Annotated in this window: 12 protein-coding genes and 1 pseudogene; 7 read left to right on the top strand and 6 right to left on the bottom strand. The window is 66.8% G+C overall.

Annotated elements, in window-relative coordinates:
• Nucleotides 1–11: 11 nt before the first annotated feature.
• Genes OH768_RS52365 through OH768_RS52340 form a run of 6 tightly spaced genes read left to right on the top strand, consistent with a single transcriptional unit; the run spans nucleotide 12 to nucleotide 6,039 of the window.
• A complete protein-coding gene (locus OH768_RS52365) occupies nucleotides 12–1,508 on the top strand; it encodes a CoA-acylating methylmalonate-semialdehyde dehydrogenase (RefSeq protein WP_406464630.1) in 1,497 nt (498 codons plus the stop codon).
• A 34-nt stretch (nucleotides 1,509–1,542) separates the two neighbouring features.
• On the top strand, nucleotides 1,543–2,496 hold the full coding sequence (locus OH768_RS52360) for a TIM barrel protein (protein WP_406464629.1): 954 nt from the start codon (nucleotides 1,543–1,545) through the stop codon (nucleotides 2,494–2,496).
• 9 nt (nucleotides 2,497–2,505) lie between these two features.
• Complete coding sequence (locus OH768_RS52355; RefSeq protein ID WP_406464627.1) at nucleotides 2,506–3,921, top strand: sugar porter family MFS transporter; 1,416 nt, start codon at nucleotides 2,506–2,508, stop codon at nucleotides 3,919–3,921.
• Between the two features lie 31 nt (nucleotides 3,922–3,952).
• Entirely contained in the window at nucleotides 3,953–4,969 is a 1,017-nt protein-coding gene (locus OH768_RS52350) for a Gfo/Idh/MocA family oxidoreductase (protein WP_406464626.1), read from the top strand.
• Nucleotides 4,966–5,844, top strand: coding sequence for a sugar phosphate isomerase/epimerase family protein (locus OH768_RS52345; RefSeq protein WP_406464625.1), 879 nt, complete (start codon nucleotides 4,966–4,968; stop codon nucleotides 5,842–5,844). Before OH768_RS52350 ends, OH768_RS52345 begins: the two co-directional genes overlap by 4 nt.
• An 18-nt stretch (nucleotides 5,845–5,862) precedes the next feature.
• Nucleotides 5,863–6,039, top strand: a complete 177-nt coding sequence (locus tag OH768_RS52340) for a hypothetical protein (protein WP_406464623.1) — start codon at nucleotides 5,863–5,865, stop codon at nucleotides 6,037–6,039.
• Between the two features lie 176 nt (nucleotides 6,040–6,215).
• On the opposite strand, the gene OH768_RS52335 is transcribed toward OH768_RS52340, so the two are convergent.
• The 3 genes and pseudogenes from OH768_RS52335 to OH768_RS52325 all read right to left on the bottom strand — a co-directional run.
• Entirely contained in the window at nucleotides 6,216–7,877 is a 1,662-nt protein-coding gene (locus OH768_RS52335) for an alkaline phosphatase family protein (RefSeq protein ID WP_406464622.1), read from the bottom strand.
• Nucleotides 7,878–8,242: 365 nt separating this feature from the next.
• Nucleotides 8,243–8,602, bottom strand: a complete 360-nt coding sequence (locus OH768_RS52330) for a hypothetical protein (RefSeq protein WP_406465795.1) — start codon at nucleotides 8,600–8,602, stop codon at nucleotides 8,243–8,245.
• 9 nt (nucleotides 8,603–8,611) lie between these two features.
• Nucleotides 8,612–8,803: pseudogene (locus tag OH768_RS52325) on the bottom strand (transposase family protein); the annotation flags it as partial.
• Nucleotides 8,804–9,071: 268 nt separating this feature from the next.
• On the opposite strand from OH768_RS52325, the gene OH768_RS52320 reads away from it, so the two are divergent.
• Complete coding sequence (locus OH768_RS52320) at nucleotides 9,072–9,842, top strand: transposase (RefSeq protein WP_406464621.1); 771 nt, start codon at nucleotides 9,072–9,074, stop codon at nucleotides 9,840–9,842.
• Nucleotides 9,843–10,003: 161 nt separating this feature from the next.
• Here the strand turns inward: OH768_RS52320 and OH768_RS52315 are convergent, their stop codons facing one another.
• The 3 genes from OH768_RS52315 to OH768_RS52305 all read right to left on the bottom strand — a co-directional run bounded on the left by OH768_RS52315 (nucleotide 10,004) and on the right by OH768_RS52305 (nucleotide 12,240).
• Nucleotides 10,004–10,393 carry an NPCBM/NEW2 domain-containing protein gene (locus tag OH768_RS52315; protein WP_406464620.1) on the bottom strand — a complete coding sequence of 130 codons (390 nt, stop codon included), beginning with the start codon at nucleotides 10,391–10,393 and terminating at the stop codon, nucleotides 10,004–10,006.
• A 281-nt stretch (nucleotides 10,394–10,674) separates the two neighbouring features.
• Complete coding sequence (locus tag OH768_RS52310; protein WP_406464619.1) at nucleotides 10,675–11,184, bottom strand: DUF4282 domain-containing protein; 510 nt, start codon at nucleotides 11,182–11,184, stop codon at nucleotides 10,675–10,677.
• A gap of 417 nt (nucleotides 11,185–11,601) precedes the next feature.
• On the bottom strand, nucleotides 11,602–12,240 hold the full coding sequence (locus OH768_RS52305; protein ID WP_406464617.1) for a hypothetical protein: 639 nt from the start codon (nucleotides 12,238–12,240) through the stop codon (nucleotides 11,602–11,604).
• Nucleotides 12,241–12,774: the final 534 nt, after the last annotated feature.

The following is a 12,774-nucleotide window of genomic DNA, read 5'->3' as shown; positions in this document are numbered from 1 at the left end:
GACACCCTCACGTGAAGACCATCCCGCACTGGATCAACGGCAGCCCCACCCAGGGTTCCGCCCCCAGCACCCAGCCCGTGTTCGACCCGGCAACCGGCGCCGAGCAGGCCCAGGTGGTCCTGGGCGGGCCGGCCGACGTGGACACCACCGTCCGGGCCGCCTCCGCCGCCTTCGAGAGCTGGTCGGAGTCGTCGCTGTCGCAGCGCACCCAAGTGATGTTCGCCTTCCGGCAGTTGCTCGTCGAACACGAGGAGGAACTCGGCCGGATCATCTCCGCCGAACACGGCAAGACCATCGACGACGCCCGCAGCGAGATCACCCGCGGCCGCGAAGTAGTCGAGTTCGCCTGCGGCCTCGGCGACGTGCTCAAGGGGTCCTTCTCCGACCAGGTCTCGCGCGGCGTGGACGTCCACGACTTCCGCCAGCCCCTCGGCGTCGTCGCCGGCATCACGCCCTTCAACTTCCCCGCCATGGTGCCCCTTTGGATGCATCCGATCGCCATCGCGACCGGGAACACCTTCATCCTCAAACCCAGCGAACGCGATCCCTCCGCCGCCAACTTCGTCGCCGACCTGTACAGGAAGGCCGGTCTCCCGGACGGCGTGTTCAACGTCGTCCACGGCGGCAAGGACGCGGTCGACGCGATCCTCACCCACCCCGGCATCGAGGCCGTCTCCTTCGTCGGGTCGACACCGATCGCCAAGTACGTGCACGAGCAGGCCACTTCGCACGGCAAGCGGGTCCAGGCCCTCGGCGGCGCCAAGAACCACGCCGTCGTCCTGCCCGACGCCGACCTGGAGTTCGCCGCCAACCACATCACCGCCGGCGCCTACGGCTCGGCGGGCGAGCGCTGCATGGCCGTGTCCGTCGCCGTGGCCGTGGGTGAGGCGGCGGACGGCCTGGTGGAGGTGCTGGCCCGCAAGGCCCGCGAGGTGAAGGTCGGCCCCGGCAACGTCCCCGGCGTGGAGATGGGACCGCTGATCACCAAGGTCGCGCAGGAGCGCGTCGAGAACGCCGTCGCCGCTGCCACCGAGCAGGGCGCCACCGTCGTCGTCGACGGCCGCGGACTCAAGGTCGAGGGCCACGAGGACGGCTTCTTCACCGGCCCCTCCCTCCTCGACCATGTCACCGCCGAGATGGACGCCTACCGGCACGAACTCTTCGGCCCCGTCCTCGCGATCGTCCGCGTCGACACGCTCGACGAGGCGATCGCCGTCATCAACGCCAACCCGTACGGCAACGGCACCGCCCTGTTCACCGCCTCCGGCGAGGCCGCCCGCCGTTTCCAGCGCAACGTCAAGGTCGGGATGATCGGCGTCAACGTGCCGGTGCCCGTGCCGATGTCGTACTACTCCTTCGGCGGCTGGAAGGACTCCCTCATCGGCGACTCCCCCATCCACGGCCCCGAAGGCATCCGCTTCTCCACCCGGCCGAAGGTCGTCACCACGCGCTGGCCCCAGCGGGCCCAACAGGTCACCGCCGGCTTCGACTTCCCCACCTCCAACTGAGTTCTCCTGTCCCCCCTCCCCCGAAGGACACGTCATGGCAACGGCGCCGGCAACCCCGCTCCGCACCACCGCAGGCAACCTGTGTCTGGGCTCGGCCCCCGACTCCTGGGGCATCTGGTTCCCCGAGGACGAGCACCAGGTGCCGTACACCCGCTTCCTCGACGAGCTGGCCACGGCCGGTTACGAATGGCTGGAGCTGGGACCCTACGGCTACCTCCCCACCGACCCGCAACGGCTGAAGGCCGAACTCGACGCCCGTGGGCTCCAGGTCTCCGGCGGCACCGCGTTCGGCGCGCTGCACCGGCCGGAGACGTGGGACGAGATGCTCGCCCATGTCCGGCAGGTCGCCGCGCTGACCGCCGCCGCAGGCGCGCACCACCTCGTCCTCATCCCGCCGATGTACCGGGACGAGAAGACCGGCGCGTTCACCGAGTCGCCCGAGCTGACCGCCGTCCAGTGGGCGGGCTTCGGCCGTACCGCCGACCGGCTCGGCAGGCTGCTGCTCGACGAGTACGACGTGCGGCTGGTCATCCATCCGCACGCCGACAGCCACATCCAGACTCAGCCGGAGATCGAGCGGCTGCTCAACGAGTCGGACTCCCGCTACACCAACCTCTGCCTGGACACCGGACACGTGGCCTACGGCGGCGGCGACAACCTCGACCTGATCCGCCGCTTCGGCGAACGGGTGGGCTACGTCCACATCAAGCAGATGGATCCCGAGGTGCTGGCCCAAGTCGCCGCCGAGGACCTCTCGTTCGGCGAAGCGGTCAAGCGCGGGGTGTGCGTGTCGCCCCCGGCCGGTGTGCCGAACCCGGCCGACGTGGTGACCGAACTCGCCGGCCTGGACACCGAGTTGTTCGTCATCGTCGAGCAGGACCTGTACCCGTGCGCTCCCGAGGTGCCGCTGCCCATCGCGGTCGACACCCGTGAGCACCTGGCCGGTTGCGGGCTGACAGGTACCCGGCGCCCGAACCTCGACCGGTAGGGGGCCGCCATGGACGTCAGGGACGACGCGACACAGGCCCCCACCGAAACCACCCCGCGGACAGTCTCCCGCCGGCTGCGGCTCATCACCGTCATCGCCACCTTCGGCGGACTCCTCTTCGGCTACGACACCGGCGTCATCAACGGCGCACTGCCCTACATGTCCGGCGACCTGGGCCTGACCCCCTTCACCGAGGGCATGGTCACCAGCTCGCTGCTCCTCGGCGCCGCACTGGGCGCGGTCACCGGCGGCCGATTGTCGGACGCGCGCGGACGGCGCCGTACGATCCTCACCCTCGCCGTGGTCTTCTTCGTCGGCGCACTCGGCTGCACGCTCGCGCCGAACACCGCCGTCATGGTGGTCGCCCGGTTCGTGCTCGGCCTCGCGGTCGGCGGCGCCTCGGTGACCGTGCCCGTCTACCTCGCCGAGATCTCCCCCGCCGAACGGCGCGGGGCACTGGTCACCCGTAACGAACTCATGATCGTCAGCGGGCAGTTGCTCGCGTTCACCTCCAACGCGGTCATCGCGCGGGTCGGCGGTGAGTCCGGCGGAGTGTGGCGCTACATGCTCGTGCTCGCCACGATCCCGGCCGTCGTGCTCTGGTTCGGCATGCTGGTGATGCCGGAGAGCCCGCGCTGGCTGGCCTCCAAGACCCGCTTCGGCGAAGCCCTGGAAGTCCTCAAGCAGGTCCGGTCCCAGCAGCGGGCCGAGGCCGAACTCGCCGAAGTCTCCGCGCTCGCCGTCGAGGAGGACCGGCAACGGCTCGGCGGCTGGCAGGACATGAAGTCCACCCCCTGGCTGCGCCGGCTGATGTTCGTCGGCTTCGGCATCGCGATCGTGCAGCAGATCACCGGTGTCAACACGATCATGTACTACGGCACCCAGATCCTCACCGACGCCGGCTTCACCGCCGACAGCGCCCTGACCGCGAACATCGCCAACGGCGTGATCTCCGTACTGGCGACCTTCGTCGGCATCTGGCTGCTGGGCCGCGTCAACCGCCGCCCCATGCTGATGACCGGTCAGATCGGCACGACAGCCGCCCTGTTGCTCATCGGCGTCCTCTCCCTGCTGCTGCCCTCGGGCGACGGCCGGGCATTCGCCGTGCTCGCCATGACGGTCACCTTCCTGGCCTTCCAGCAGGGCGCGATCTCCCCGGTGACCTGGCTGATGCTGTCGGAGATCTTCCCCATGCGGATGCGCGGTTTCGGCATGGGTGTCGCGGCCGTGGTGCTGTGGCTGACCAACTTCGCGATCGGCCTGGTCTTCCCGACGCTGGTCTCCGCGATCGGGGTCTCCAACACCTTCTTCCTCTTCGTGGTGGCGGGCGTCTTCTCGTTCACCTTCGTCCGGCTCTACGTCCCCGAGACCAAGGGCCACACCCTCGAAACCCTCGAAGCCGAACTCCGGACGCGCTTCTCCTGATCTCGCTGTTCTTCGGAAAGGACCACCACACATGACTGTGCGCATAGGAGTCATCGGCGCCGGCTGGATCGGCAAGGAACACATCAAGCGCCTCACCGACACCGTCACCGGTGCCCGCGTCACCGCGGTCACCGACATCGACGCTGCCCGCGCGGAGGGGGCGGCGGCGCCGGTCGGCGCCCGGGTGCTGCCCGACGGGGCGGCCGTCGTCGCGGCGGACGACGTCGACGCGGTCCTCGTGACGTCCTGGGGCCCGACCCATGCCGAGCACGTGCTGGCCGCGATAGCCGCCGGGAAACCGGTGTTCTGCGAGAAGCCGCTGGCCACGACCGCAGAGAACTGCCTGAAGATCATCGAGGTCGAGACGGCCCACGGCCGCCGCCTGGTCCAGGTCGGCTTCATGCGCCGCTACGACGCCGGATACCGGCAGATGAAGCAGGTCATCGACTCGGGCCGGATCGGTGAGCCGCTCATCGTGCACTGCGCGCACCGCAATCCGACCGTCCCGGAGTCGTACACCTCCGCCATGGCCGCCCTGGACACGGCGGTGCACGAGGTGGACGTGCTGCGCTGGCTGCTCGACGACGAGATCGTCTCCACCCAGGTGGTCACCCCGCGCGCCACGAGCAAGCGGTTCGCCCACCTCAGGGACCCGCAGATCATGCTCTTCGAGACGGCCAAGGGCGTCCGCATCGACCTGGAGGTCTTCGTCAACTGCCAGTACGGCTACGACATCCAGTGCGAGACCGTGGGCGAGGAGGGCCTCGTCCGCCTGCCCGACCCGGCCGCCGTCGGCGTCCGTAGCGCGGGGCAGCACAGCACCGAGGTGCTCACGGACTGGGTGGGCCGCTTCGCTGACGCCTTCGACACCGAGTTCCGAGAGTGGATCGCGGAGATCGCCGCCGGCACCGAGCCCACCGGCCCCTCGGCCTGGGACGGTTACGCGGCCACCGTCATCACCAGCGCGACCGTCGAGGCCCTGGAGTCGGGCCGCGTCATCGCCACCGACCTCAAGCCCCGACCCGCCTTCTACGGAGGTGCCGCGTGAAGATCGCCCTCGACCCCTACATGTTCCGCGCCCTGCCCATCGACGACATGGTGCGCACGGTCGCCGAACTCGGCTACCAGTACATCGAGTTGTCGCCCCGCGACGACTTCATGCCGTTCTTCCTGCACCCGCGCGCCGACGACGACCGCGTGGCGGAACTGAAGAACTCCCTGCGCACACACGGCGTCCAGCTCTCCTCCGTACTCCCGCTGTACAAGTGGTCCTCGCCCGACGAGACCGAACGGCAGACAGCCGTCCGCTACTGGAAACGGATGATCGAGATCACCGCCGACCTCGAATGCCCCCTGATGAACTCGGAGTTCAACGGCCGCCCCGAGCACGCCGCCGAGAGCGAGGCCGCCTTCTGGCGCTCACTGGAGGAACTGCTGCCGCTGTTCGAGCGGGAGGGCATCGCCCTCAACCTGGAAGCCCACCCGGACGACTTCTGCGAGGAGAACACCCCCGCCGTCGACCTCGTCCGCGCCATCAACAAGCCCTGGGTGAACTACCTCTACTGCGCCCCGCATTCCTTCCACCTCTCGGGCTCCGATCCGACGGCGGACATCGCCGCGATGATGCGCTACGCCGGCGACAAGCTCCAGCACGTACACATCGCGGACTCCTTCAACCACAAGGGCTCCTCGGGCCTGCGCTACATCCTCAACCCGCCCGGCACCACCGCCCGCATCCACCAGCACCTCGACATCGACCAGGGCGAGGTCGACTGGAACACCTTCTTCGGCACCCTGCGCGAGCTGAACTTCGACGGAGTCGCCACCGCCTGCGTCTTCGCCTGGGAGGAACGGGCCCGCGACTCCTCGGCGTTCATGCTCGACCGCATCACCAAGGAACTGGCCGGGAGAACAAGTCGGTAGTACGGGAGGACATTTCCGGTGCGTGGGCTCCGACTGACCCAACGCACCACCCAGCGAATGGCCGAGCGGGCCGAGGAACGGAAACGGGCTGGGGCTCTGGCGGAGGAGCGACGTGCCGAACGGATCAGGACCGTGCTGGAGTTCATCCGGTGCGCGCTGGAGGCCGAGGGTGTGGCGCATGCGCGGCCGTCGTAGTGGGAATTCGGCGACGAGTGGTACGTGTCGGCCGGGCCGGCGATGGACGGCCTGCGGATAGCCGAGAAGGGTGTACGCCCTGTCTGTGCGTGGACCCACCACGACCGGGTGCCTGGCCTGCCCGACTCCGGCCACGGCACCCGGATGCGGCGGAGGGCCGCCTCAAACAGGGAGCCTCAGCTCGCCGACCGGCGGAGCGGCAGCACTGTGGTGTGTTCCTCGCGTACGGCCTGGAGGGAGCGGGGGTTGAGGCCGAGGAGGTTCAGGATCGTGGGGGCGATCTGTTTGGTCTGCACGTGCGCGGAGTCGCGTACGCCGGCCGGGACGGAGGCGCCGGAGACGATGAGGGGTACGGCGAGGTCGTCGGAGTGGCTGCCGCCGTGCTCGGCGATCTTCTTGGTGCCGCCGGTGTAGACGACGCCGTACTGCGCGACTCCGAGGAGGTCCGGGACCCGGGCGTCGCCGGCCTTGACGTGGAAGTAGTCGACGGCGGCCTGGCCGGCGTAGACCTCGCTGAGCCCGCTGTGGGTGTAGGCCTTGGGCCTGGTGTTGATGTCGGTGCCGGTGCCGTTCTGCGCGAGCAGGTACCTCTTGGCGAAGGCGGTGGCGGCCGCGGAGCGGTCGGAGAGCCAGAGCAGCATGGCGTCGTCGTCCACTGCGTGCGTCACCAGGTCGGCGGCGCCGGGGTGGAGCTTCTTCCAGGCGGCGTTGAGGCCGTCAAGGAGCGGGCCGTCGTCGACGCGGGTGAGCGCGGTGGGGTCGGTGGGCGACTGGCCGTGCTTGGCGGAGAGGATCACCGTGGTGCTGTTGGAAAGGTGCCGCTTGGCGATCTCGGCGGTCAGGGCGCCGATCTCCGTGTTGACGAAGTCCAGGTTCTTCACCAGCAGCGGGCCCGGGACGTTCTTGGCGGTGTAGCCGCCGGTGAGGCCGTCGGAGGCGGGCAGTTTCTGCGCGGTGGAGACCGACTGGAAGTTGAGGCCGAAGATCGCCGGGGTGCCGGCCTTGTGGGTGCGGCTGTGGTCGTAGCCGTCGATCTCGTTGAGGACGGCCTTCACCTTGTAGCCGTCGTACTGCTGGGTGGCCTTGTTGTCCGTGGTCCAGTCGTTGCCGGCGGCGTAGCCGAGGGCGTCGCTGTTGATCTCCGGGGTGAACAGGTCCTGGACGCCGGTGCCCGAGGGGCCGTTGAGGATCTCGTAGGCGGCGTGCTTGTCCGACCAGGCGGTCCGCAGGCCGGCCTGGCGGGCCACCTCGAAGACCGTGTTCACCTTGAGGTAGGAGTGCGGGTACACCGGCTTGCAGGTCTTCGGGTCCACCGGCAGCTTCGATGCGTTGATCAGGCTGTCCGGGTGGCCGGTCATCGACAGGATGCTGTCCGGCAGGCCCGCGAGCTCCTGGCCGGCGTCGATGGAGGCCTGGTTCTTGTCCAGGTCCTCGGTGAGGTCCACCTCGGCCCCGGGCTTGGCGCCCTTGCAGCTGGTGGTTCCCGCCGGGAGGAGCGCGGCGTTGTAGGTGTCGTCGTAGTAGACGCCCGTGGTGCCAGGGCTGCCTCCGGTCGCCTGGGCGACCATGCCGGGGAAGGAGTCGGACGGCGTGGTGGTGCCGGCGTGGGTGTACTCCACACCGCCGCCGACCAGCCGGGCCAGCGCCGACTTCGGGTGCCTGGCGATGTACCAGGCCAGGTCCGACTGGTGCAGCCCGTCCACGGAGAGCAGCAGGACGTGTCGGGTGGCGGCCGGGGGGTGGGAGGCGGCGAACGCGGCGGGCTGGGCGGCGGTCACCCCGGTGAGGACTCCGGTCGCGGCGAGGACGGCTGCGGGCCTGACGTGGCGTCTGGACATCTGGACTCTCCCGGGTGTTCGGGGCGGGCTGCGGGTGCCGGGCCCATCAGAGTCGCGCCCTATGTACCGGATGCGGCGCATCTGTGAACACACCCGGAATGAACGGTCGGGTCTTCGCCAAGCAGGCATGGATTTCCCCAAGAACGAGAGTCGGTGGAGGCGCCCAGCCAGGAGAGCAGGTGGCCGCGACTCAACGAGCGCCCTGGAGAACAAGTCCGTGACCGGCACGCCCATGACGTTCAGCACCGCACGCATCGAGATCACCGCGTGAGCCCTGAGTCGGTGAGGGGCAGCCGACAGGGGGACTCGAACCTTCGCACTGCTCACGACGACCGGCCGATGGCACCCCCTGGCCGGGCGACGTCCTACGAAGGTCGCGGGGCGGGGCGCCGACGCTCCTGGACATGGGCATACCCCGTCAGGCCGATCAGGGCCGTCAGGAGTACGGCCGACGAGCCCGCCGTACCGAGGTCGAGGCCGCCCTTGGCGACCGGCTTGGTCAGGAAGTCACCGGCGGTGGCGCCGAGCGGACGGGTCAGCACGAACGCGATCCACAACAGCAGCACGTTCGGCACCGCGGGCACCTTCATCAGCGCGACGAGCACCAGCAGCACGCCCGTCACCAGCGCGGCCCCGCCGGCGTAGCCGAGGCCCGAGCTGTCGGACAGGAAGTCGCCCATCGAGGTGCCGAGGGTGTTGGCGACGAGGATCGCCGACCAGAACAGTGAGCGTTTTCAGCGGTGCGGCTCCAGGGTGAGGATGGCGGCTGCGATTGACGTCATTCGGTTCGGGCTGCACCGGGCTTTGCGGAAGATCCGCCAGGACTTCAGCCGTGTGACGCCGCGCTCGACCGGGGCGCGTGCTGCCGACAGCGCGCGGTTGACGGTTTGCGGGGTGGGTGTGAGGTCGCGGCCTGGTGGGCGTCTGCGTGGAACGAGTCACTTGTTGTGAGGCTTGAGGAGGCAGCAGACGGTGACGCGGAAGTCGATGGCGCCACTTGTGACGGAGGCTCAGTGGTCGCCTGTGCTGATGTTGACGGCGCAGTGCCTCCCCCGCCTCCACCACAGGAGAGCAGAGGCAGAGATATGGGCCCAAATAGGAATGCCACGAGGAGCACGCGAAGTCTTGCCACAGTCCCTCACTCGCTCTAAGACTTGTCCCGTAACTGCTGGTCAGGGATGAGATGATCTTGTCGTGGCTGGTGTGATCACGGCGTCGGAGCCGTCCTGGATAGCCCCGTTCACCGGGCTGAGTCCGCGTCAGTTCGGGAAGCTGATCACCGCGTTGCGACGCGAGGGGGCAGATCCGGTGCGCAAGGGCCGGCCGTGGAGCCTGCCGCTGGAAGACCGGGTGCTGCTGGTCGCCGCGTACTGGCGGACGAACCTGACGCTGCGCCAACTGGCGCCGCTGTTCGGGGTGTCGAAGTCGGCCGCCGACCGCATCATCGACCACCTCGGACCCGCGCTCGCCCTCCAGCAACGCAGGCGGTTCCGCAAGGACGCCGTGCTGATTGTGGACGGCACCCTGGTTCCCACCCGCGATCACCAGGTCGCCGAGCAGTCGAAGAACTACCGCTACTCGACCAACCACCAGGTCGTCATCGACGCCGACACCAGGCTCGTCGTCGCCGTCGGCCGCCCGTTGCCCGGCAACCGCAACGACTGCAAGGCGTGGGAACTGTCCGGCGCGAAGGACGCCGTCGGCAAGACAACGGTCATCGCGGACGGCGGCTACCGCGGCACCGGCCTGGTCATCCCGCACCGACGTGAACCGGGCCAGGCCCAACTCCCTGAATGGAAAGAGGAACACAACACCTCCCATCGCAAAGTACGTGCACGCGTCGAGCACGCCTTCGCCCGCATGAAGACCTGGAAAATCCTCCGCGACTGCCGCCTCAAGGGCGACGGCGTCCACCACGCCATGCTCGGCATCGCCCGCCTGCACAACATCACCCTCGCCGGGTGACGGAGAAAAGGCAGGTAATCCAGCACGTCAAAGATCATTTACGGGACAACGCTTAGCCCACCTACACGGTTTCGAGTATTTCCACGACTCCCATGTAGCACTTGCGGTATTCCAGCAGTACCGCGATAGCAGACTTTCCACTGTGGCGCTTTCAGTTTCGATCACGATGCCAGGCGTGCATCCCCCCAGACGCCGTAGCAGTAATTCGTGACGTCGGCTGTCGACACGTATGTGACCTGGAATTTCATGCGCAGCACGTGGGTGATATCAAGCTTGAGGTCTTGCGACTCTCCGATGCTCAGCGTTTCGCTGTTGATGGGTTTTCCGTCCGCGAAAGTATCGAATCGGAGTTCGCACCCGGTCGGGGAGTCGTCACGAAGGCCAATCGTGGCTGTCATTGTGCGCCAGTGACGCCCCAGGTTGTACTCGGCCGAGTTCTGCGGCTCGATCTTGTCCGACGAGAAGTAGATGCTTCGCGCGTACGCGTTCCCATTCACATCGGCAGCCCCAGTTCCCAGCCCCAAGGAGCTGAGCGGTTCGAGATCACCCAAGTACTGCATGGCAGGCTGGGCTGTCGAGTCACTTGCGCTCTCGGTGATGGCGGGCGCAGTGGCGTTGGGGGTAGGCGTTACGCTCGCCGTTCCAACGCTCTGTTGACCCGGCGTCGAAGCCTGCCCCGGTGAGCTGTTGCTTCCCGAACCGCATGAGGTGACAAGGAGCGTGAAGGTCCTGAGTGATCGTATACTCAAGAAAGGTCAGTTTCTTCCCTCCTCACCGACCAGGTCTCTCGCCGCTTCCTTTTTCGAAGACGACTGGAGGTACGCGTCACCTTCTAATCTAGATCCCTTCGTTCCTTGACCGCGTGCAGGTCGGCCCCTATCTGAAAGATCACCATTGTGAGTTCAAGTGCCATACGCCACAGCAGGAGAAAAAACAGTCCGACGACAGGGCCGAAGATGAGCACCAGCAGTCCAACCGTCGCAGATATGCTGAATCCCAGAACGAGGTAGAAGACCCAAGCAAGGGCAATGATGATCGTCACTACCACGTAGACAAATTTGATAACTTTGGGTGTGACGAAATCAGTAAAGCAGAAATCAAACAAATCGGCGAAGAAACCCTTGCCTCGCGACGGTGGTGCGCCGGGCGGGGGTGGCATCGTGGGGCCGAAGTTTGGTGGCGGGCTGTACGGTGGCGGACCAGATTGAGAGGAGGACTGCGATCCGTAGCTGGCTGTCTCATCACCTATGGATTGCGCGAGCCGGTGACCGCACTCTGGGCAGAAGGCATCGGTCGATTCCGTTGAAGCGCCACAGTTAGGGCAGCGAGTTGCTTCGGGCATTGTCATACGCTCCCTGTCGGCCGCCTACGCTAAAGGTCTCTGTGGAGCGGCTGAGTCGACGCTGCACGGTGCCCGGTGGGGCTAGGGAAGAAGATCGCTCGGTCTTGAGAGATGGGCAACTCGAGCTCTTGATCATTGACGGTGGATGTCCGCAGCGACGATTACACCATCGTGTACGGAGTACGTGCCGGCGAAGTATCGGTGGGTTGCGTCCGTCTGCGTGGCATCGAGCTCAACACGGTGTTGCCAACTACAGACACGATGATGGTCACCGAGTCATGGGCTGCGCCTTCGAAGGCCCGGACGAAGGACGAATACGACCCGTACCGGAGATTCTCGCCCCTGAGTCCCCAAGGCCGCTTATGGGCCGGATCTGCGGGAGACGCCCGATAACAAGGTTGGACTGGCCAATGCCCCTCAACTACAGTCGTACGGACAGACGCCTTGCGGAGCAGCCGGCCTAGTACGTGCTCCGTCAACGTACGGCTTGAACCATCCAGTACGGACGTGTGGATGTCCGCCCTGCTGCCACTCAATCGACACCTGATTGTCCGACCAGGGCACGTTATGCACCAGGACCCAGAGTTGCATGTGGCGCCCCGGGCCGAGTGTGAAGTTCGCGTCTGGATGCTGTGAACAGTAACTTACTTCACCGCCCACGTAACCCGCAATGTGACCACTGCCTCGCTTGAGCCACTCTCCCGAAATGCTCGGGTCGCTCACACCATTACACGTGAAGTACATGATGTTGTTGCTTCGGTTGCTGTAGGTCACGCTGTAAGAAATCCACAGAGGGGCATGACCTTTGTGCGGCCAGACGTAGGCAAAGGGGAAGAGGATCCGCAGCCCACTGATGCCGTCAGCATTCTCGATCCTGGGATGACCTTTTTGGGCGTTCCCGTTCTGCCACAAGTAATACCAGCCCGGCGCCACATCAGTGGGCTTACGCGCAACCGACTGGGCCCCAGTCGCGGTCGGCGTCGTCGAGAAAAGCGCGAGTGGCAACGCGAATAGCAACATCAAAAGGATCCGACGAATCCGGGCGAGATGGTACATGGGATCATCTCCACAGCCGCTAGGACACTCGCCGTTCTGCCCAATCACTACCGTTACACCGAGAGCAGGAGTCGGCAACTGGGGCACTGAGGCCGCGCACGCGCACACCACCGCGGTCATCGATCTCCTGGCCGCCCGCACGCCCGGTCTGTTGCGCGCTCCGCGCGAGGCCTATTGAGCAGCCGCCAACAACCACCAGGTCCGGCGAGCGGCCGGTGTCCGGCTTCCTGCTGTGGGAGGCGGCGGACTCGACCTTGCACTTCAATGCCCGGCTGTGGCCCGATTACGACGGCACTGCCCACGTTGAGACCCTTACAGTAGCTATCCACTCGACCCAGATCCGCACCTGCGGCGCCCGATGGTCGTCACAATCGAATTGGCCGCGCGGCAACCACTCCTGGGAGCCCTGTCGTTCGCGGAACCGTCGGCTCATCCTGGCGCTGAGCAACCAACTGGTTGGCCCGACCCAGGAGCGCGATATCAGACCAACTTGCGGGCGGTCTGCGGCCAGCGCACTCTGGAGAAGTGGCGTCC

It is taken from the genome of Streptomyces sp. NBC_01622 (genome assembly GCF_045209635.1).
Lineage (GTDB): Bacteria > Actinomycetota > Actinomycetes > Streptomycetales > Streptomycetaceae > Streptomyces.
This window is presented reverse-complemented; position numbering and strand designations above follow the sequence as displayed.